Source organism: Paenibacillus lemnae, assembly GCF_012933385.1.
Lineage (GTDB): Bacteria > Bacillota > Bacilli > Paenibacillales > Paenibacillaceae > Paenibacillus_AQ > Paenibacillus_AQ lemnae.
On record NZ_JABBPN010000008.1, the window covers coordinates 163,959 to 184,865 of the forward strand.

The 20,907-nt window shown below is 47.5% G+C and carries 17 protein-coding genes and 1 riboswitch; of the genes, 14 read left to right on the forward strand and 3 right to left on the reverse strand.

Features of this window, described 5'->3' with window-relative positions:
- Positions 1-182: 182 nt before the first annotated feature.
- The 7 genes from HII30_RS10980 to HII30_RS11010 all read left to right on the forward strand — a co-directional run bounded on the left by HII30_RS10980 (position 183) and on the right by HII30_RS11010 (position 8,402).
- On the forward strand, positions 183-698 hold the full coding sequence (locus tag HII30_RS10980; RefSeq protein ID WP_169505072.1) for a metallophosphoesterase family protein: 516 nt from the start codon (positions 183-185) through the stop codon (positions 696-698).
- Positions 699-781: 83 nt separating this feature from the next.
- Positions 782-1,663, forward strand: a complete 882-nt coding sequence (locus tag HII30_RS10985; protein ID WP_169505073.1) for a DUF72 domain-containing protein — start codon at positions 782-784, stop codon at positions 1,661-1,663.
- Positions 1,664-1,802: 139 nt separating this feature from the next.
- A complete protein-coding gene (locus HII30_RS10990) occupies positions 1,803-4,679 on the forward strand; it encodes a 2-oxoglutarate dehydrogenase E1 component (RefSeq protein ID WP_169505074.1) in 2,877 nt (958 codons plus the stop codon).
- A 6-nt stretch (positions 4,680-4,685) separates the two neighbouring features.
- Positions 4,686-5,966, forward strand: coding sequence for a 2-oxoglutarate dehydrogenase complex dihydrolipoyllysine-residue succinyltransferase (odhB, locus tag HII30_RS10995; RefSeq protein WP_169505075.1), 1,281 nt, complete (start codon positions 4,686-4,688; stop codon positions 5,964-5,966).
- 159 nt (positions 5,967-6,125) lie between these two features.
- Positions 6,126-7,202, forward strand: coding sequence for a lactonase family protein (locus tag HII30_RS11000; RefSeq protein WP_169505076.1), 1,077 nt, complete (start codon positions 6,126-6,128; stop codon positions 7,200-7,202).
- Between the two features lie 83 nt (positions 7,203-7,285).
- Positions 7,286-8,077: an SDR family oxidoreductase gene (locus HII30_RS11005; RefSeq protein WP_169505077.1), complete on the forward strand. Its 792-nt coding sequence runs from the start codon at positions 7,286-7,288 to the stop codon at positions 8,075-8,077.
- 73 nt (positions 8,078-8,150) lie between these two features.
- Complete coding sequence (locus tag HII30_RS11010; protein ID WP_169505078.1) at positions 8,151-8,402, forward strand: YuzB family protein; 252 nt, start codon at positions 8,151-8,153, stop codon at positions 8,400-8,402.
- An 82-nt stretch (positions 8,403-8,484) separates the two neighbouring features.
- Here HII30_RS11010 and trhO read toward each other — a convergent pair whose 3' ends face one another.
- On the reverse strand, positions 8,485-9,396 hold the full coding sequence (gene trhO / locus HII30_RS11015) for an oxygen-dependent tRNA uridine(34) hydroxylase TrhO (RefSeq protein ID WP_169505079.1): 912 nt from the start codon (positions 9,394-9,396) through the stop codon (positions 8,485-8,487).
- Between the two features lie 307 nt (positions 9,397-9,703).
- Between trhO and HII30_RS11020 the strand changes: the two genes are divergently transcribed.
- The 4 genes from HII30_RS11020 (at position 9,704) to HII30_RS11035 (ending at position 13,902) form a co-directional block, all read left to right on the forward strand.
- Positions 9,704-10,735 (forward strand): ABC transporter substrate-binding protein, encoded by a 1,032-nt coding sequence (locus HII30_RS11020; RefSeq protein WP_169505080.1) that lies wholly within the window; start codon positions 9,704-9,706, stop codon positions 10,733-10,735.
- 59 nt (positions 10,736-10,794) lie between these two features.
- Complete coding sequence (locus HII30_RS11025) at positions 10,795-11,712, forward strand: ABC transporter permease (RefSeq protein WP_169505081.1); 918 nt, start codon at positions 10,795-10,797, stop codon at positions 11,710-11,712.
- Positions 11,712-12,506, forward strand: coding sequence for an ABC transporter ATP-binding protein (locus tag HII30_RS11030; RefSeq protein ID WP_169505082.1), 795 nt, complete (start codon positions 11,712-11,714; stop codon positions 12,504-12,506). Before HII30_RS11025 ends, HII30_RS11030 begins: the two co-directional genes overlap by 1 nt.
- 169 nt (positions 12,507-12,675) lie before the next feature.
- A complete protein-coding gene (locus HII30_RS11035) occupies positions 12,676-13,902 on the forward strand; it encodes a CynX/NimT family MFS transporter (RefSeq protein WP_169505083.1) in 1,227 nt (408 codons plus the stop codon).
- Here the strand turns inward: HII30_RS11035 and HII30_RS11040 are convergent.
- Complete coding sequence (locus HII30_RS11040; RefSeq protein WP_169505084.1) at positions 13,899-14,159, reverse strand: hypothetical protein; 261 nt, start codon at positions 14,157-14,159, stop codon at positions 13,899-13,901. The genes HII30_RS11035 and HII30_RS11040 overlap by 4 nt on opposite strands.
- 136 nt (positions 14,160-14,295) lie before the next feature.
- On the opposite strand from HII30_RS11040, the gene chrA reads away from it, so the two are divergent.
- From chrA to metE, 3 genes are all read left to right on the forward strand, one after another.
- Positions 14,296-15,513, forward strand: coding sequence for a chromate efflux transporter (chrA, locus tag HII30_RS11045; protein WP_343045094.1), 1,218 nt, complete (start codon positions 14,296-14,298; stop codon positions 15,511-15,513).
- Positions 15,514-15,671: 158 nt separating this feature from the next.
- On the forward strand, positions 15,672-16,577 hold the full coding sequence (locus HII30_RS11050; RefSeq protein ID WP_169505085.1) for an NAD(P)/FAD-dependent oxidoreductase: 906 nt from the start codon (positions 15,672-15,674) through the stop codon (positions 16,575-16,577).
- 113 nt (positions 16,578-16,690) lie between these two features.
- Positions 16,691-16,889, forward strand: a riboswitch (cobalamin riboswitch).
- 149 nt (positions 16,890-17,038) lie between these two features.
- Positions 17,039-19,336 carry a 5-methyltetrahydropteroyltriglutamate--homocysteine S-methyltransferase gene (metE, locus tag HII30_RS11055; protein ID WP_169505086.1) on the forward strand — a complete coding sequence of 766 codons (2,298 nt, stop codon included), beginning with the start codon at positions 17,039-17,041 and terminating at the stop codon, positions 19,334-19,336.
- Positions 19,337-19,482: 146 nt separating this feature from the next.
- Here metE and HII30_RS11060 read toward each other — a convergent pair.
- Positions 19,483-20,813, reverse strand: a protein-coding gene (locus HII30_RS11060) for an IS3 family transposase (protein WP_169505087.1) whose coding sequence is annotated in 2 segments (ribosomal slippage) — positions 19,483-20,429 and positions 20,429-20,813 — 1,332 coding nt in all. Because the reading frame shifts where the segments join, the coding sequence is not laid out codon by codon here.
- Positions 20,814-20,907: the final 94 nt, after the last annotated feature.

Below are 20,907 nucleotides of genomic sequence, written 5' to 3' on the forward strand. Positions count from 1 at the left end.
ACTGAAATAGCTTGTCATCCTTTAGCTTGTACCCAGTATATTCATGAATTTCTGAATGTAATACCGTAAAATTCCATTAAAGCTCCGATCATAAGGACCGTGCAGTAAGCACGGTCTTTTGCTATGATTTAGAGGTACAAGGGAACAGCAAGTAATTTAAATCAACGAAAGAAGTGATGACGATGAGTCAGCCCTTTAAAATAGGAGTGCTTTCTGATACCCACATGCCAAGAATGGCCAAAAAGCTGCCACAGGTCTTGATTGAGGGGCTGGCCGGGTGTGACCTGATCATTCATGCAGGAGATTGGGTCGACTGGAGTGTGTACGAGGCCTTATCTGAACTTGCTCAGGTTGTTGGTGTGTCCGGAAATGGAGACCCGGAGGATATGGTAGATCACTTCGGTCTGTCCAAGGTGATTGAAATCCAAGGAAAAATCATCGGAATTGTTCATGGACACGGGACAAGAGGCAGCACGGTAAGCAGGGCCATTCAAACCTTTGAGCACTTGGACCGTATAGACTGCATTATCTTTGGTCATTCCCATATACCTGTGCTTCGTGAAGAAAATCAAATTCTTCTGTTTAATCCCGGTTCCCCTACCGATAAAAGAAAACAGGACCGTTATTCCTTCGGCATACTGGAGATTGCTGAGGGGAAACTGAGCGGGAAGCACATTTTTTATGAGGACAAACACTGAAATGCGGCTTATCGCTTTGAGTTGTCTCAAATCGGTTAATGATTGGGAGAAACATGGAATGCTAAAACCGGGAGAGGATGTTTATGCAGAACAGTCCTGAAAGAACTGCAGCAGATCAGATCAAGATCGGTTTGTCCGGATGGGGTGACCATGACGACCTGTATGAAAAAGGCACAAAGCCTGGAGACAAGCTAAGCGCTTATGCTGCACATTTTCCGATTATTGAGATGGACAATACGTTTTACGGAATTCCTTCCCAGGACCGGATGGACAAATGGAGTGCACAAACACCTGCTGATTTTGGTTTTATCGTCAAAGCTTATCAGGGTATGACAGGACATTCGAGAAAGAAAAGCCATTATGAAGATTCCAGATCCATGTTTCAGGCATTTAAAGATTCTGTTCAGGTGCTGCAGCAGGATGGAAAGCTGAGAACGGTCCTTTTTCAATACCCGCCCTGGTTCGGGTGTGAACGCAAACATGTCGAGATTCTGAAGGTGACCCGGGAATGGATGGACGGATTTCCGGTCGCACTGGAGTTTCGGCATCAAAGCTGGTTTTCACCAGAGTACAGGAAAAAAACATTAACCATGATGAGGGAGGAAGGCTGGATTCATAGCATCGCAGATGAGCCTCAAGCGGGAATAGGCTCTGTTCCTGTCGTTTTGGTGCCGACACAGGATCATGCTACGATGATCAGGCTGCATGGGCGTAACACATCGGGATGGCATTCAAGTGGTCAGCAAAACTGGCGTGAAGTGCGGTATTTATACCGCTATAGTGAGCAGGAACTGGAAGAATGGAAGAAGCATCTTTTTAACCTGTTAGCATCTACCCGGGAATGCTGGATGATTTTCAATAACAATTCAGGCGGAGATGCGGCTTTCAATGCTAAACAGCTTCAAACACTGCTCGGAATCGTTAAAGCACCGGACCCTGTCTCTCAAACAGAGATGGATTTGTGATTCATCTGTTTATGAGATCGATATTATATAAAAGCGCTATTTTCGATCTTGCTCAATAATGGGGTATAATGAGAATGTTAAACATTAAAGAGTTTCCGTCCAATAACCTATCAAAATAATCTGACGGAGGGAGTCAGCAATGAAGACCCTTGACAGAACAGCAGAGGGGCCTTGGGAAAAGTACCATGGTCCGAATTTAGGGTACATCCAGGAACAATATGAGAGATTTTTAGAGGATGCTGAATCGGTGGAACCTGCATACCGCGAATTATTCGCAAATTGGGGACCTCCGCCATCTTTAGACAATCAAGAAAAGAAAGCGGATACGAAGTTACCGGCAGCCGGCTTTGACCGCAGTATGCTGAAAAAAAGCGTAAATGCCGGAAAGCTGGTCTGGAACATTCGAACTTATGGGCATCTGGCCGCGGACATTGATCCAATCGGGATCTCTGCTGAAGCGGACACCCGTCTTCTGCAGCCGGAAACCTATGGACTCAGTGAAGCTGATTTAAAGGCACTGCCAGCTGAGGTCGTTTGGGAAGAAGCACCTGAAGACGTGATGAATGGCTGGGAGGCCATCCAGAGACTCCATCAAATATACACAGGTACGATTGCTTATGAATTTAGTCATGTACACGAGGAAGAAGAGCGTAACTGGCTGAACAGCCATGCCGAGTCCGCTCTCTATAAGCATGTACTGAGCAAGGAAGAACGACATCACCTTCTGAAGCGGCTTTATGAAGCAGAGCTGTTTGAAGATTTTCTGCATCGCAATTTCGTTGGCGCAAAGCGCTTTTCGGTTGAAGGTAATGACGCCTTAATTCCGCTTCTGGATGAAATTGTCCGTGAAATGGCTCATGAGCATGTGAATTCCGTGCTGATTGGGATGGCTCACCGTGGACGCTTGAACGTGCTTGCTCATGTTCTGGGCAAAGCTTACAGCAAAATTTTCTCGGAATTTATGCACGCTCCGAACAAGCATCTCGTTCCATCCGAAGGCTCAATGGGCATCAACTACGGCTGGACCGGGGACGTGAAGTATCACTTAGGTGCTGACCGTTTTGTCAAAGAAGGCGAAGCCCATGAGATGCGTGTATCCCTTGCGAACAATCCAAGTCATTTGGAATTTGTAAATCCTGTTGTTGAAGGCTTCACACGTGCAGCTCAAGAAGATCGTACTAAGCCAGGATATCCGAAACAGGATGTGAATAAGGCTGTTACGATTATTATGCATGGTGACTCTGCTTTCCCAGGTGAAGGCATTGTCGCTGAAACGCTGAACTTCAACAAGCTGCCAGGTTTCCGCAACGGCGGTACCATCCACGTGATTGTAAACAATCGGATTGGTTTTACAACCGAGGGCAAAGATTCTCGTTCTACGTACTATGCAAGTGATCTTGCAAAAGGATATGAGATTCCGATCATTCACGTCAATGCAGATGATCCTGAAGCATGTATTTCGGCAGCCCGACTGGCCAGCGAATACCGGAATAAATTTAAGAAGGATATCCTGATTGACTTGGTAGGCTATAGAAAGTATGGACACAATGAAACGGATGATCCGGAAACAACACAGCCATTGATTTATCAAAAGGTTAAGAATCACTCCAGCGTTTCCAGCATCTACAGAAACAGGCTGCTGGAACAAAATCAGATTACAACGTCTGAAGCCGATGAACTTAAATCAAGAGTGCTGAACGGTTTGAAGGTTGCTTATGACAGTGTGAAGAACAGTGAATCCTCGGATCATGTACTGCTGAATATCAAGCCTTCAGGCGACAGAAAGAAACCTAAAGTCAAAACCGGAGTGCCGGTGAAGACATTGCAGGAAATGAACCGTGAGCTTCTGAACTGGCCGAAGGACTTTACGGTTTATCCGAAGCTGCAGCGAATTCTGGAGCGCCGGAGCAATGCGCTGGATGATGGACAAAAAGTGGACTGGGGCCATGCCGAAACACTTGCGTTTGCTTCCATTATCGCAGATGGTAAACCAATTCGAATTACAGGACAGGATGCGGAGCGGGCAACATTTGCTCACCGGAATCTGGTTCTGCATGATTCTGTGAATGGTTCTGTCTTCTGCCCGCTGCACAGTCTGCCGCAAGCCAAGGCATCCTTCGCGATCCACAATAGTCCGCTCTCCGAAGCATCTGTTCTCGGGTTTGAATACGGTTATAACGTTTATTCACCAGAAACACTTGTGATTTGGGAAGCTCAATATGGAGACTTTACGAACTGTGCACAGGTCATTATTGACCAGTTCATCACATCCGGCAGTTCGAAGTGGAGACAAAAATCCAGTCTTGTTATGCTTCTCCCTCACGGGTATGAAGGACAGGGGCCGGAACACTCCAGTGCAAGACTGGAGAGATTCCTGCAGCTGGGAGGAGAAGACAACTGGGTTGTTGCGAATCTGACAACAGCTGCACAGTATTTCCATCTTCTGCGCCGTCAGGCGAATCTGTTGAATACCGATGATGCCAAACCGCTCGTATTGATGGCTCCGAAGAGCCTGATCCGTAACCCGCGCGTGGCATCACCAGCCAGTGCTTTCAGTGAAGGCACATTCCAAGAGGTTATTGAGCAGCCAGGTCTTGGTCAGTCGCCGAAGAAAGTGGAACGTCTCATTCTTTGTTCCGGTAAAATTGCGGTGGATCTGGAAGAAACGCTCGAGAAACAGAAAGATGAAGATTTTTCATGGCTTCATATTGTCCGTGTGGAGCAGCTGTACCCGTTCCCTAAAGATGAGATTGTATCCATTCTGAAGAAATTTCCGAATCTGAGAGAAGTGTTGTGGGTTCAGGAAGAACCGCAGAATATGGGCGGGTGGAGTTATATGGATCCTCGTATCCGTGAAATTGCAGGCAGAGACATTGAGGTCCGTTACAACGGTCGTCCTGAGCGTTCCAGCCCTGCGAGCGGATATCAGGATGTGCATGCCTATGAACAGCAAAGTATCACTTCTTTTGCCCTGAATCGTAAAACTATCAATCAACATATCTCATTGGGGAGGTAAGCAGCTGTGAATGAAATTACTGTACCGGCTATGGGCGAATCCATTACTGAAGGAACTATATTTAAATGGCACGTTAAAGAAGGAGACAGTGTGAATGTCGGTGATGTTCTTTTGGAACTGGAAACCGATAAAGTGAACCTGGAGATCAGTGCTGAGGCTGACGGTGTGATTGAGAAAATTCTAAGACAGGAAGGCGATAATGTTACTATCGGTGAGATTATCGGCCAGATTTCGGCTCAGGAAGGCGCAGGCAGTCAATCTTCGCCAACACCTGCACCTTCACAACAGGCTGAAACGGCTGCTGCTCCAGAAGGATCATCTCCTAAAGAAGCAGTAGAACAGCCGGTGCAGCCGGCTAAATCTGCTGACGTTTCAGAAGGATCCGGTCTGACGGCATCTCCATCTGCACGTAAACTGGCCCGTGAACGCGGCATTGAGCTGGATCAGGTTCAAGGACGTGATCCTATTGGACGGATTTATCATGAAGATGTGAAACAACATTCGAATTCCGGCAGCAAGCCTGCTCCGGCCAAACAGGAAACTGGTGCTGCTGCATCTGCAGCTCAGTCTTCCGACTTTGGAGGCAAGCCGGTGGAACGCAAGCGCATGTCCCGCCGCCGCCAGACCATCGCTAACCGGCTGGTAGAAGCTCAGCAGACAGCAGCTATGCTGACTACGTTTAACGAAGTGGACATGACAGCCATTCTGGACGTTCGTAAACGCCGCAAAGATGCTTTCAAAGAGAAGCATGAAGTTGGACTTGGATTTATGTCCTTCTTTACGAAAGCTGTCGTAGGCGCATTGAAACGTTATCCGCTGCTGAATGCAGAGATTGACGGTGAAGATATCATTGAAAAGAAATTTTATGATATCGGTATCGCTGTATCTGCTAAAGAAGGTTTGGTTGTTCCGGTTGTCAGAGATGCAGATCGTCTCGGCTTTGCTCAAATAGAGAAAGAAATCGTTAATCTTGCCAATAAGGCTCGTAATAACAGCTTGTCTCTATCTGAGCTTCAAGGGGGAACGTTCACGATTACCAATGGCGGCGTTTTCGGATCGCTTCTCTCCACACCGATCTTGAATACACCTCAGGTTGGTATTCTGGGCATGCACAAAATTCAGCTGCGTCCGGTAGCCATTGATGCTGAACGTTCCGAAAATCGCCCGATGATGTACATTGCCTTGTCTTATGATCATCGGATCGTTGACGGTGCAGAAGCTGTGAGATTCCTTGTTACCGTGAAAGAACTTTTGGAAGATCCGGAGTCACTGTTGTTGGAAGGGTAATAAATGCGTAATTAGATAGATAAAAAAGAGCTATTTCACAGCAGGATCATCTGCATGTGAGATAGCTCTTTTTTTCATCTTTATTGTGCTGGAGAGGATTGATTTTTAGAAAGAAAGAAGTGTAACATATTGATTATGTTAAGAGAGGAGCTGACAGCTATGACAACATCAAGCGGACAGAAGATATTGGTATTTACAGGTTCGTATGCTGAGATGGAAGAAACGGGTGTTTGCGTATATTCACTTGATCCCGATAATGGCGAGTTATCCAGAACAGATCAGCAATCCGGAATAAAAAATCCGACTTTTATAAATGTGGATGTGAATCGCAAGCTGCTCTATGTGATCGGTGAAAGTAATCATCATGGGGAAAAAGGCGGCGAGATCGTAACCTTTGCTATCGATCAGGAGAAGGGGACACTGGAGGAACTGTCCAGACTTCAAAGCAGCAGCAGTTCAACCTGCCATATTCAGCGGGATGAGGAAGGGCAATATTTGCTTCTCTCCAGTTACCACGGCGGGTTTGTGGACCTTGTGGCATTAGACAGTGATGGGATTCCGGAACGTCTGCTGGACGAGCACAGCCATGCTGCTTATCAAACATCAGCGGACCAAAAGCCCAAAGCGCATTCCGTATTTTTCAGTCCGGATCAACATTATTTGTTTGCTCAAGATTTGGGTCTCGACAAAGTGATTACATATCAAATTGATACCGAGGCGGGTAAATTGATGTATCAGCATGATGTCGAACTGCAGCAGGGTGCCGGACCACGACATTTGGTTTTTCACTCCAGTGGAGAGTATGCTTACGTCATCAATGAACTCCACTCCACCGTGACTGCTTTCCGTTACATCTCATCAGAAGGACGACTTGAACCGGTTCAAACCATTTCCACACTGCCAGCAGATTATCAAGGTGAAAATGGCTGTGCGGAAATTGCCATCTCTGAGGATGGACGTACTTTATACGGCTCCAATCGCGGACATGACAGTATTGTGGTGTACCGGGTTCATCCTGAACAGGGAACGCTGGATCCACTGCAGTATATTTCAACAGAAGGTGGCCATCCGCGTCATTTCTCGATCATGCCTGGCGGACGGCATTTGATTGTGGCGAATCGGGACGGAAACAATCTGGTCACCTACAATATTGCACAAGACGGAACACTGCAGTTTACCGGAATTACCGCTTCTCAATCCAAACCGGTTTGTGTGAAACCAGCAGTATTTAATTAACTAGTTTGAATTTTTTTCGATTCATTGAGCAGCCCTTTCGGGTATGTAATAAACAGGTTATTCATATCAGGGAGGGTTGTACCATGACATCAGAGAAACGTTTAGACGGAAAAGTAGCAATCGTAACAGGTGCTGGTTCAGGAATCGGCCGTGCCGCTGCCCTTCTTATGGCCAAACACGGAGCGAAGGTTCTGCTCATTGATATCAAGCAAGAAACGGTTGAAGAAGTAAAAGATGAAATCATGCAGGCCGGTGGAGAAGCGATCGCAGGGAACTGCGATATATCCAAGCCGGAATCTCTGACAGGGTGCTACAAGGAAGCCGTCGAACAATGGGGCGGGATTGATATTGTATTTGCGAATGCCGGTATTAATGGTGCGAAAGCTCCCATTGAGACGATGGAGCTGGAAGATTGGGATCAGACCATCAATACCAATCTTCGCGGCACTTTTGCCACGGTGAAATATGCAATCCCTTACCTTAAAGAAAAGGGCGGAAGCATTATTATTACAAGCTCTATTAACGGAAACCGTACATTTACCAGCTTTGGTATGTCTGCTTACAGTACTACTAAAGCAGGACAGGTTGCCTTTATGAAGATGGCCGCACTGGAGCTGGCTCAGTTCAAAATTCGAGTCAATGCGATTTGTCCGGGTGCCATCTCAACCAATATTGATGATTCTACAGACGAGAAACCGGAAATAAAAGAAGTGCGTATTCCTATCGAATATCCGGAAGGAGATCAGCCGCTGGCTAATGGTCCAGGTCAACCAGACCAGGTAGCGAAGCTCGTGCTGTTTCTGGCTTCGGATGACGCGTCCCACATTACCGGTACGGAAGTGTATATTGACGGAGCGGAATCTCTTCTGCACTAACAAACAGGTAAGGAAACCGTTTATCATTTGACATTACTCTCGCGGCTTCCTATAATGAGTAGTGGTGATAAACATGGGTATTATTATTGTTGAAATATGCGACACCAATCTGATGAGCGCGTTGGATCTGGAACGGCTTGAAGAGCTTTATCCAGAGATTGCCGTTCTGCGTGCAGACTGTATGAATCTGTGCGGCCTCTGCAGGCTGCGTCCTTATGCACTTGTGAACGGGAAGCGTATTATCGGTCAAACGACAGAAGAATGTGTCGAGAATATCAAGACGGCGATTGAAGCCGAACTGGCTATATATCACGATCTTCCATAATAAAAGGCATGCCGTTCATAACGGCATGCCTTTTATATGTCTAGCGTGCCCAGCCAAGCACGCATCTCCTAGCCGGTGTAATTTAGCCGGCAGTTACAATCTCTTCACATGTGGTGCTGCAGAATCCATGATGTTCCTCATCACATTTAGCGCAGCAGATATGCTGAAGGTGACAGGCATCATTGGCACAGTTGATATACGTATCGGCTGCTTCGCCACAATGGTGGCATTTGCCTACAATAATGTCTTCTTCAGTACGGTTAATCTGAACAGATATGCGCTCATCAAAAACATAACATTTGCCGTCAAACAATCGTCCCTGCACTTCCGGATCTTTACCGTATGTGACAATACCGCCATCCAGCTGGGCTACATCCTGAAATCCTTCTTTTAACATAAAACCGGTCAGCTTCTCACAGCGAATTCCGCCGGTGCAGTAGGTGAGAACGGTCTTGTCTTTAAATTGGCTCATATTCTGGCGGATCCATTCCGGAAACTCACGAAAGGACTCCACTTCAGGACGAATAGCATTGCGGAAATGGCCCAGATCATACTCATAATCCGTACGTCCGTCGAGAACAATAACGTCATCTTTCTGCAGTGTCTCGTAAAAGTCTTTCGGAGACAGACGTTTACCGCTAATAACATTAGGGTCCAGCTCGTCCTCAACGCGGAAGGTGACAAGCTCTTTGCGGTGTCTGACAAAGATTTTATGAAAGGCATGTCCCTCGGCAGGATCAATTTTAAAGACCATATCGGAGAACAGCGGGTTGTTCTTCATATGACGCATGTATTCTTCAGTCTGTTCTACGGTACCGGACACAGTGCCATTAATGCCTTCCGACGCTATGAGAATTCGTCCTTTTACGCCCAGTTCCCTGCAGTACTGCAGATGTTCATTCTTGAAGCTTTCCGGATCCGGAATTTGGACAAACTTATAATAAAGCAAAATCTGATAGGTCTGCTGCTGATTGTCTTGCTGTTGTTCATTCATCTATAATCACCTGTTCTTTTGGTAGATTTCTTAAAAGGCATACTTATAAAATTGTAGTGAATTGCGGACGCATAGTCAACTTCAATGTATAGAAAGTTTGGCAGCTGCTGCCTGCTGCTTCCCGCATCGGTTTGAACCCCATTAAAGTTGAAATCCGGATTGACGTAAGGTGATCCCTGCATATAAAATATGAATATTAGACCGTTGTTCAAATTTTTTTGCAGCAATGCTTTTCTTGATGAAAGCGTCTCAGCGGTGTCGCTTTGTGTCAATTATAAAGGTGAGATAAAGAGAGGGGTTCGTGAATTTGAAGAGAAAAATGTGGTTATCACTTACACTGTCCGCACTTCTGTTAACGGCAGTCGGATGCGGGGACAAGCCGGACAGCGGAAGTTCTAATGCAGGCAGCAGTGAGGGCGGAGAGAAATCCTATTCTATCGCCATTTCGCAGTACGTGGAGCATCCATCCCTGGATGCGACAAAAGAAGGTATCATCGCAGCATTGAAAGATGCCGGCATCATTGAAGATGAGAATTTGAAGATTGACTTTAATAATGCTCAGGGAGATCCAGCCAACAATCTTACCATCGGCCAGAAGCTGAAGAATACGGATGCAGATCTTGTTATTGCGATTGCGACACCATCTGCGATGACGATAAAGGAGAATGTAACAGAAAAACCGGTGCTGTTCGCAGCGGTCACAGATCCACTGGATGCCAAGCTTGTCAGTGATCTAAAGAAGCCGGGTAGTAATGTAACAGGTGCTTCCGATACGAACCCCGAAGCGACTAAGCAGCTGATGACGTTCATTAGCTCCCATTTTCCAGAAATTAAGAAGATTGGCTTAGTCATCAATGAAGGAGAAGCTAATGCTGTGGTTATGTCAAAAACAGCCGAAGCAGCGTTGTCTGAGCACGGGATCGAGCTGGTGAAAGCGCCGGTTACGAACACATCAGAAGTGAAGCAGGCCGCAGAATCTTTGGTTGGTAAAGTAGACGCGTTCTTCATCACATTGGATAATAACGTGGTCAGCGGCGTAGACACTATCATTCAGACAGCAAAGGAGAACCAGATTCCGTTCTTCTCCAGCGACCGGGACACGGTCGAGAAGGGTGCGTTTGCGACTGTAGGCTTCAAATATTATGATCATGGCTATCAGGTTGGTGAAATGGCCGTAGATATTTTGAAGAATGGGAAGAACCCGGGCGATATGGAAGTGACCTTCCCGGATCAACTGGATCTGATCCTGAATTTGAAGGCAGCTGCAGATTACGGGATTGAAGTGACAGATGCCATGAAGCAGGAAGTCAAAGACCCGGACAATAACATCATCGAATAATTGGTAAGGCGCGGGGGTTCACTGCCCGCGCCTTCCTTAATCTTAGAGGAGGTCTACACTTGATCAATTTCTTGAGCAATTTGGATGGTCCGGTTGAATTAGGACTGCTGTATGCCTTGATGGCACTCGGTGTATATATCACGTTCCGGATTCTTGACTTTCCGGATCTGACCGTGGACGGAAGCTTTACGACAGGCGGTGCCATCGCAGCCGTCCTGATCACAAACGGCGTAAACCCCTGGGTGTCAACCCTGGCAGCGTTTGGCGGCGGCATGCTGGCGGGTGTATGTACAGGACTGCTTCATACTAAAGGGAAAATTAACGGACTGCTGTCCGGGATCATTATGATGATTGCCCTGTACTCCATTAATATGCGTATTTTGGGCAAGCCGCTGATTTCTCTAAGCGGAGAAGAAACCTTATTCTCTTCCATAGATGCGATATGGGTAATGGCGGTCATTGTTATTGCAGGCAAGCTGCTGCTGGATGCGTTCTTCCGCACAGATCTTGGTTTGTCTCTTCGGGCAACCGGTGATAATCATCGAATGATCAGGAGCTTCGGGGTCAATACAGATGTAACCAAAATTTTAGGGCTGAGTTTGTCAAATGGACTCGTCGCTTTGTCAGGCGCTGTGGTGGCCCAGCATTCCAGTTTTGCGGATATTAGCTCAGGTATAGGCATGATCGTTATTGGACTGGCTTCTGTGATCATCGGGGAAGCTGTACTCGGTAACGGCTCTATTTTCCGGACTACACTTGCTGTTGTTCTGGGCTCCATTATTTATCGGATTGTCGTTGCTGTTGCATACGAAATCGATTGGCTTGAAACCTCTGACTTGAAGCTCATTACGGCTATCATCGTAATCATTGCGTTGGTTGTACCGACAATACGCCGATCCATGAAGCAGCGTTCCATGGCCCGTAAACGGTCAGCCGAGCTCTTGACGGGCAATCAGGGTAAAGGAGGTGCTGCATAATGCTGAAGATGAATCATGTCTCCAAATTGTTCAATCCCGGCACGGTCGATGAGAAAATTGCCTTGATGGGTGTAAACCTTCATTTAAAGCCCGGTGATTTCGTAACGGTAATCGGAAGTAATGGTGCCGGCAAATCGACTTTAATGAATATTATATCTGGTGTCATGAAGCCGGATGCCGGTGAGGTCAGCATCGATGGAAGTTCAATCGGACATCTCCCAGAACATCGAAGAAGCCGCTGGATTGGCAGGGTCTTTCAGGACCCTATGGCAGGTACAGCTCCAAATATGACAATCGAAGAGAACCTTGCCATGGCATACCGCAGGGGAAGCTCCCGTGGATTCCAAATCGGTGTTACATCCTCCAAGCGAAAATTGTTCAAGGAGGAGCTTCAGCGTCTAGGCATAGGCCTGGAGAATCGTCTGCGGGCGAAGGTGGGCATGCTATCCGGTGGTGAGCGCCAGGCGCTTAGTCTTCTGATGGCGACCTTTACCAAGCCGCAGATCCTGCTGCTGGATGAACATACGGCTGCACTGGATCCTGCGCGTGCTGAACTGATTACCAAGCTTACGAACGAAATCGTCAGCGACTTGAACCTCACAACCTTGATGGTCACGCATAATATGGAACAGGCCATCCGTCTTGGCAATCGTCTCATTATGATGGACAAAGGACGGATCATTCTGGATGTTAACGAGGAACGCAAAAAAGATCTTACCGTTGAGCAATTGCTCGGCGAATTCGAGAATATAAGTGGTCATAAGCTTTCTGATGATCGGATTATGCTCGGATAAATGGTATGCAAAAGGATGCTCTCCAGCAGCGGCTTAACGGTCCAAACTGGAAGCATCCTTTTGCTATTGTCGTGGTATGGATCTCACGTGCAGTACATCATAGTTGCGAATGTGACTTCACCTGTGATAAGTTTGTTTTTACATATTCATAACGTGAGGAGTAAGAACCATGTCAGCCAGAAAAACAACATTGACTCAACAAACACGCTTGCTGCCGGGATGGCTGGTTTTTGCAAGTGTCATTTTTATTGCCATCAATCTTAGGGCGGGAATCACCTCAGTCGGACCTTTAATCGGGATGATCCGGGAAGATATCGGAATCTCCAACACGGCGGCCGGACTATTGACCACACTTCCGCTTCTGGCGTTTGCTGTATTGTCGCCCTTTGCTGCTGGACTTGCTAGACGTTACAGCATCGAGACCGTGCTGCTGATCAGTATGGTGATCCTGACAATCGGAATCAGTATTCGCTACATTGCATCACCGTGGACATTATTGTTCGGCACCGCGCTGCTCGGAGCAGCGATCGCTGCAGGCAATGTGCTTCTGCCCAGTCTGGTGAAGAGAGATTATCCGCGGTCGATCGGTTTGATGACAGGTACATATTCCATGTCCATGAATCTTCTGGCAGCCACAGCATCAGGCCTGAGTATTCCTTTGGCTGAATCTGCAGGGCTCGGATGGCAGGGATCATTAGCAGTATGGTCTCTGTTATCCATGTCGGCTGCTGCGCTGTGGGTGTTTCGGAGAAAGGCATATCCTCAACCTTCTTTAGACTCCGCTTCGATTTCAGGCAGGCGGACTTCTGCAGCTGTGTTAAAGTCACGGCTTGCCTGGTATATTACGTTGTTTATGGGATTACAATCGTTCACGTTCTATGTGAATATCTCCTGGCTTCCGGAAATATTGTACAGCCAGGGAATGGATTATCATGATGCAGGCTGGATGCTTTCAGCCCTTCAATTCGTTAGCCTGCCTTTTTCTTTCATCATCCCTGTGCTTGCCGGCCGCCGGCCGGACCAACGTGTGCTGATTAGTGTTTCAGCTTTATGCATGATTTTCGGCTATATGGGACTGTTGTTTGGCTTTTCGAACTTCAATGTGCTTTGGGTAATACTTTTAGGGATTTCCGGAGGAGCAAATTTTAGTTTATCCCTAATGTTTTTTTCACTTCGTACAAAACATGCTGATGATGCTGCAGCGTTGTCCGGTATGGCTCAGTCCTTGGGATACTTGCTGGCTGCGGCTGGGCCGATGCTGATTGGTATGATTCATGACACGACGGGCAGCTGGCAAACCCCGCTGGTCACTTTAATTATTGTTGTTGTTCTTCTGTTTATGTTTGGTCTGGTAGCAGCAAAGCCAGCGATAATGGCTTCGCCGCAGGAAGATTAATCAGACCCTGACTGTATGGTATGATCTGCCCCTGGATAATCACGAGGCTCACCCTCATGCAGAGAGCGGTTTTCATAATCAAAGCGATTGGGTGGACGCTGTTCCTCTCTCCAGGGCGATGACTTGCCTAGTGAAGATTCAAGACTGGAACCATAAGGTCCATCCGGAAACTCTTCAGCTGCTGTATCATTCCGCTGGGATTCTACCGTAGAAACATCGGTGTACTGTTCTTCACTTTTCTTTTTTAACCACTTCATGATGTCCCTCCTGGATTGTATAGAATTAGTGTCAGTATGACCTTCAGCACGCTGATTATGCGTCAGTTTACTTTCCGTTAACAAAAGTCTCTTATAATGAAGATCATATATTATTTGTGCTTATGGGAGGGGAAGTATGAGTGAGAATCTGATGAGTAATCCGAAGCAGCGTGAACAGCTCCAGCCCATGCATCGCCGCCTTGCTGAGGTTTGGTGGACAGCTTTGAAGCTCGGGTTAACATCCTTTGGCGGGCCGGTGGCCCATTTAGGTTATTTTCATAACATGTATGTAAAACGGAAACAATGGCTGGATGAAAAAGCTTATGCTGAACTGGTCGCATTATGTCAATTTCTACCCGGACCTGCCAGCAGTCAAGTGGGCATCGGCATTGGTATTCAGCGCGCCGGGCTCTGGGGAGGGGCGGCTGCATGGTTAGGCTTTACACTGCCTTCCGTGCTGCTCCTGATTCTGTTTGCCATGTTTATTCAAGGTTTTGACAGCACGCAGATCGGTGCCCTTCAGGGATTAAAGCTGGTGGCTGTGGCGATTGTAGCTCAAGCGGTAATGGGTATGGCAGGCAAATTGGCATCCGGAACGGTACGGGCGGGGATTGCTTTAGGCAGCATGGCAGTTGTGCTTCTATGGCAGAGCATCTGGATCCAGCCCGCTGTTATTGCAGTATCAGGTTTGGTAGGCTATCTGATTTTGAAAGAGAAGACGAAGGCTGAAGAAGTGAAGGCATTCGCAGCCACGCTGTCCTTGAAGTCCGGCATGATCTGCTTGATATTGTTTTTCGTTTTGCTTCTCGGGCTGCCAGTGCTCGCGAGCAGCAGCAGTTTGTCGTGGATCTCGATCGCGGACGAATTTTACCGAACAGGCTCGTTAGTGTTCGGCGGAGGACATGTTGTTCTTCCGCTGCTGGAAGCTGGAACTGTACAGCAGGGCACGGTATCAGCGAATGATTTCATCGCAGGATATGGGGCCGCTCAAGCCGTTCCGGGACCTTTATTTACGTTTGCAGCTTATCTTGGAACCTTGATGCAGGGTTTACCTGGAGCGCTGCTGGCTGCGTTTTTCGTGTTTCTGCCAGGTTTTCTCCTGGTTGTCGGGATACTGCCTGTCTGGAGCAGAATCAGGCAATATCCCGGGTTGAATCAGGCACTAGGCGGGGTGAACGCTGCCGTTGTCGGTATTTTATTCGCAGCACTGTATGATCCGATCTGGACTTCAACGGTAATCAATTCCCTGGATTTGGTCATCGCAGCAGTCCTGTTTCTTATGCTTACCGTGTGGAAAATACCGGCATGGGCAGTCGTTGCCGCCGGCGCAGCTGCAGGACAGCTCCTGCTGTAGTATTTTTCACAAAGCATCTCAAAAGCTTCACAAATCTAACTGATATTCTGGATCCGGTTCAGGGTAAAACATATCACATTGGTTTAATGTATTAAGTGGAACATCCAAGAACATAACAGATACAGGATTCAACATCAGCGAAAGGGATGTGGAAATGAATGTTTGACTGCATCATTATTGGCGGCGGTATTGCCGGACTTCAGGCCGCGATTCAGCTTGGTCGTTACAGCTCTTATCGTATTCTCGTCATTGACAAAGGTACAGGCCGTTCGACACTATGCAAAAGCTATCATAATATTTTAGGCTGGTCAGACGGTATTTCAGGAGATGAACTGCGGAAACGGGGCAAAAAGCAGGCAGAAGCCGCGGACGTTGAATTCGTAGAGGATACCATATTGAATGCAGAGTCTATTAACGGCGGATTTGTATGTACAGGGCAGGACGGAACACGATATGAAGCAAAAACCCTGCTGCTAGCTACAGGCTTAACTGACAGAATCCCTCATATCTCAGGATTAAAGCCGACGCTCGGCGAATCGGTATATGTATGTCCCGATTGTGACGGTTTTGAGATCCAGAACCGGAAAACTGTAGTGCTGGGTTCAGGGAAATCAGGGGCAGGGATGGCCATTATGCTCTCAGAGCGTACGAATGATTTGACCTATATTAATCATGAACGAACTCCTGTTGACGAGGAAGGGATGCGTGCTTTAAGCGAGAAAGGTATCCGGTATATCGAGCAGGAGATTTCAGGAGTAGATGCTGACAAAGGAATGATTCAGGGCATCCAGCTTGCAAACGGGGGCTGTGTTGCCGCAGAGCGTGGATTTATATCTTTTGGCGGTAACAAGGTGCATTCCGAGCTGGCCGCTCAGCTGGGCGCGGAGCTGGAGCACAACCAACACGTCAAAGCGGACCCAAGAACCAGAATGTCCAGTGTGGCTAGGGTGTGGATAGCCGGTGATCTGGGTGTTCATTCCGAATTGGCGACAGCAGCTATGGGTGATGGGACGATTGCAGCCATCTGGATTAATAAAGAACTCAAGAAAATGAAACAGTTTTGATCTTTGTATAAATCCGATAAAAATTATCGGATAAGTGAAAATTAACATTGATTATTCGGATATTGTGTATTATGATGATCTAAATTGTAGTCAGCTATGATTTACGACAACCGAATATGTCTTGAAGAACAGGTGCAGAAGAGAGAATCTCTCTGCTTAATAGGGAAGACCGGTGAAAAGCCGGCGCGGTCCCGCCACTGTAACGGAAGAGTTTGCAGACCATGATGTCACTGATCCTACATAGGTTTGGGAAGACAGTCTGCAGATGTAGAAGCCGAAAGCCAGGAGACCTGCCTGTTCTGAAAACACTGCTGTACCTACGGGAGATAGGGAGGTGTGAGAAGCACTCGATAATGAGAGATCATGAAGCGGGGCATCTTTACCTATGTCTTTAGGAGAAGATGCCTCTTTTTTTACGTTGAAAAAGACAGATTAGCTTGTTATTAATGGGAGGGTTACATATGAGTACATTGTTTAGTGCGAATTTGGGTTATCCGCGCATCGGAGAAAACCGGGAATGGAAAAGAGTTCTGGAAGCTTTTTGGGGCGGTAAAATTGAAGAGTCCGAACTGCTGGAGTCGACGAAAAAAATTCGTCTTTCTCATTTGAGCATTCAGCGTGAATTAGGGATACAGTCCATTCCAGTGAATGACTTTTCCTTGTATGATCACATGCTGGACATGTCGTTTATGTTCGGGTTGATCCCGGAGCGGTTCGGAAGCAGCGGGAATGAACCGACACTGGAGCAGTATTTTGCAATGGCGCGGGGGAACTCTTCGGCAGCAGCCTGTGAAATGACCAAATGGTTTAACACCAATTATCATTACATCGTACCGGAGCTGGGACAGCGTCAGCCAATTCTTACGGTCAACCGTCCGCTGCAGGCTTATCTTGAAGCCAAACAGGAGCTTGGCATTGAAGGCAGGCCTGTCATTGTAGGGCCTTATACCTTCGTGAAGCTTTCAAAAGGTTATCAGCCTGAAGAGACCGACTCCATAATAAAGCAGCTGATCCCGGTTTATGGTCAGGTCCTTCGAGAACTGCAGGATGCCGGCGTTAAATGGGTGCAGATCGATGAACCGTCACTGGTAACGACCATGTCTGATCAGGATATGGAAAGAGTCGAACACATATATGCTGCTTTAAGACAAGAAGCGCCATCGCTGAACCTGATGCTGCAAACCTATTTTGATGCGGTAGAGCATTATGAACGCGTGGCGGCACTTCCGGTCGACGGGATCGGTTTGGATTTTGTATACGGCCGGTCCGGTAATCTCAAAGCCCTGGAGCAGTTCGGGTTTCCACAAGATAAAGTACTGGGTGCCGGTGTCATTGATGGACGCGGAATTTGGAGAGCCGATCTGGCTGGCGAGCTGGAGCTTCTGGAGGAGATTTTTCAGCGGGTAAGCCAAGAACGGGTGATCATCCAGCCTTCCTGCAGCCTGCTTCATGTGCCTGTCAGCAAGAAAGGGGAGCAGAAATTGGAGCCTGTACTTTTGGAAGCTCTGTCTTTTGCCCAGGAAAAGCTTTACGAGATTTCTGTTCTTAAAAAGGCTATCGACGAAGGGAGAGACACGGTACTGGACGAGCTTACCGCGGCACAGTCAGCGGTTAGCAGGCTGAACCAATCCACTCACCGTAAAAAAATCCATGTTCAGCAGCGCGTGAAAAATCGGAGTAAAGAGAAGAGCAGCCGTGACTCGGCTTTTGAGATTCGTTCTGCACAGCAGCAGGAGAAATGGAAGCTGCCGCTGCTGCCAACCACTACGATCGGAAGCTTTCCGCAGACGACAGAAGTTCGAAAAGCCCGCCAAAGCTGGAGAAAAGGCGAATGGAGCGCTGAACGCTATCAGCAGTTTATTCAGGAAGAGATTTCAAAGTGGATTGTGCTGCAAGAAAAGATCGGTCTGGATGTTCTTGTACATGGAGAGTTCGAACGCACCGATATGGTTGAGTTTTTCGGCGAAAAGCTTGGCGGATTTGCCTTTACTTCCGGCGGATGGGTACAGTCCTACGGATCGCGCTGTGTGAAGCCGCCGGTCATATACGGGGATGTAGAGTTTTTGGAGCCCATGACTACAGAAGAGACCGTATATGCACAATCACTGACCCAAAAGCCGGTCAAGGGAATGCTGACAGGACCGCTGACGATTTTGAACTGGTCCTTTGTAAGAAATGATATTCCACGCGAGGAAACAGCGTTCCAGATTGCTTTTGCGCTTCGGGAAGAGATAGAAGCATTAGAGCAAGCGGGTATTGAAATGATCCAAGTAGATGAACCTGCACTGCGGGAAGGGCTGCCGCTGAAAAAGAGCCGCCACCAGTTTTACCTTGATCAGGCCGTGCTGGCATTTAAATTAAGCACTTCAACGGTTCGGGATACAACCCAGATTCATACCCACATGTGTTACTGCGAGTTTCATGATATTATTGATTCCATTCGGGCGCTGGATGCGGACGTGATCTCAATTGAAACTTCCCGTTCCCACGGAGAGCTGGTTTCCCATTTTGAAGATCATACGTATGACTTGGGCATTGGACTTGGAATGTATGATATACACAGCCCGAGAGTTCCTTCGGTGGAAGAGATGATCTCTATGATGGACCGCGCCTTATCGGTGCTGGATCCGAAGCTGTTCTGGATCAATCCGGACTGCGGATTGAAGACGAGAGGTTTGGAGGAGACGGTAGCTTCTTTACGCAACATGGTAAAAGCCGCTGAAATCTATCGGGAGAAATTCGCAGCTGTATCGAGTTAAAAAAAAGACATACCCGCATGTAAACTGTACCCCTTGTAAAGGACATTTTAAAAAAGGTTAGGATACGTGAAGAAGCTGTTGCCTGTATGTTGCAGGCGGCAGCTTCTTATAAACTGTACCCCTTGTAAAGGACATTTTAAAAAAGGTTAGGATACGTGAAGAAGCTGTTGCCTGTATGTTGCAGGCGGCAGCTTCTTTAGGTTCCACTGTCCCCGTTCAAGATTGTAATACGTCATATAACGGTTGACCTCTTGCTTCACTTGCTGAAGCGTTTGACAAGCTTTTAAATCGGTTTCGTCTTTCAAATGGCCAAAGAAGGATTCTTGTGGCGCATTGTCCCAGCAGTTCCCTCTTCGCGACATGGATTGCCCAAGCTTCATCTGCTTCACGAGCTTTTGAAACTTCGGGTGCGTGTAGTGGAATCCCTGGTCTGAGTGAATAAACGCTGTTGGCGTGAGATGACTATATTTCTTCAATTGCTTGAGCGTGTCCAGCGCCAGATCCAATCCCAGTGATTCCGAGACCTTGTAGGCGAGAATTTCGTTGGTTTGGGCATCTTTAATCGTTGATAAATAGGCTCGCCTACTTGCTCCATAACGTAAATAGGTGATGTCCGTGAGGAGAACTTGGCCGGCTACTCCGGGCTTGAATTCCCGCTGTAACGTGTTGGGACACGTGCGATGTTCCTGCGTCGCTTTGGCCATCCGGCGCATAGGATTTGCGCGCCTTATCGGGCACATGAGGCCGAACTTTTTCATGAGCCGACGAATGCGTTTAAGGTTGTAGGTGAACCCGTACTGAAGCTGGAGCGTCATGTGGATCTGGCGAGCGCCTTTCTTTCTGCCCTTGTACCGGTAAGCGCTCAGCAGGATCTGGTAGGCCTGTTCGTCTTGCTCCTGTTGCTTCTGCCTGTTGAAAACGGCTTTCTCACTAAGATACGCATAATAACCGGAACGGGAAACCTGAGCGAGGTGGCACAGCCACCGTACCTTACGTTTGAACTTGGGGCAATTCGTGATCTGCTGAATCCATTCGAACTTCTGCCTCGCACTTACTTGGATTTTGGTTTCTTCGCCTGCCTTTCTAGCCATTCGAGCTTTTTTAGGAATTCGTTCTCCACTTCCAGCCATTCCAGTTTGGCTTCCAGCCGAGTGATTTGTTCTTCGGGGCTGAGTTCGCGTGTTGAAGGACGTCCGGAAGTATACTTTCTCGCGTCCGCAAGACCGATGATCCCCTTCTGCTCATAAGCCGTGCGCCAGCGATCAGAAGCCGCTTGTATGCGTTTGGTCCCTAAGATGTCGACGTCAAATCCAGCCCCTTGAAAAATCTCATGGGGGAGCTTGCCTTGCTCGTAAGCTTGGATGAAGTGTTCTTTGAACGCATCCGTGTAGGTGATAGCTTTGTCACTGACCCGTTTCACATAGGGGTTCTTTTGTAGCTCATTCTGTTGCTGAGTTGTGAATAATTTTTTGGACATTTGTTTCGACCGCCGCTCGTTTTTTCTTTATTGTACACAAAAAAACCTACAAGATGACTTTTTTCAAAGTGTCCATCTTGTAGGGTACAGTTTA

What these genes read in the sequence shown, in the direction of transcription:
- HII30_RS10980 (WP_169505072.1), top strand. Translation starts at nt 183, where the DNA reads ATGAGTCAGCCCTTTAAAATAGGAGTGCTTTCTGATACCCACATGCCA.
- HII30_RS10985 (WP_169505073.1), top strand. Translation starts at nt 782, where the DNA reads ATGCAGAACAGTCCTGAAAGAACTGCAGCAGATCAGATCAAGATCGGT.
- HII30_RS10990 (WP_169505074.1), top strand. Translation starts at nt 1,803, where the DNA reads ATGAAGACCCTTGACAGAACAGCAGAGGGGCCTTGGGAAAAGTACCAT.
- HII30_RS11000 (WP_169505076.1), top strand. Translation starts at nt 6,126, where the DNA reads ATGACAACATCAAGCGGACAGAAGATATTGGTATTTACAGGTTCGTAT.
- HII30_RS11005 (WP_169505077.1), top strand. Translation starts at nt 7,286, where the DNA reads ATGACATCAGAGAAACGTTTAGACGGAAAAGTAGCAATCGTAACAGGT.
- HII30_RS11010 (WP_169505078.1), top strand. Translation starts at nt 8,151, where the DNA reads ATGGGTATTATTATTGTTGAAATATGCGACACCAATCTGATGAGCGCG.
- trhO (WP_169505079.1), bottom strand. Translation starts at nt 9,396, where the DNA reads ATGAATGAACAACAGCAAGACAATCAGCAGCAGACCTATCAGATTTTG.
- HII30_RS11030 (WP_169505082.1), top strand. Translation starts at nt 11,712, where the DNA reads ATGCTGAAGATGAATCATGTCTCCAAATTGTTCAATCCCGGCACGGTC.
- HII30_RS11035 (WP_169505083.1), top strand. Translation starts at nt 12,676, where the DNA reads ATGTCAGCCAGAAAAACAACATTGACTCAACAAACACGCTTGCTGCCG.
- HII30_RS11040 (WP_169505084.1), bottom strand. Translation starts at nt 14,159, where the DNA reads ATGAAGTGGTTAAAAAAGAAAAGTGAAGAACAGTACACCGATGTTTCT.
- chrA (WP_343045094.1), top strand. Translation starts at nt 14,296, where the DNA reads ATGAGTGAGAATCTGATGAGTAATCCGAAGCAGCGTGAACAGCTCCAG.
- HII30_RS11050 (WP_169505085.1), top strand. Translation starts at nt 15,672, where the DNA reads ATGTTTGACTGCATCATTATTGGCGGCGGTATTGCCGGACTTCAGGCC.
- metE (WP_169505086.1), top strand. Translation starts at nt 17,039, where the DNA reads ATGAGTACATTGTTTAGTGCGAATTTGGGTTATCCGCGCATCGGAGAA.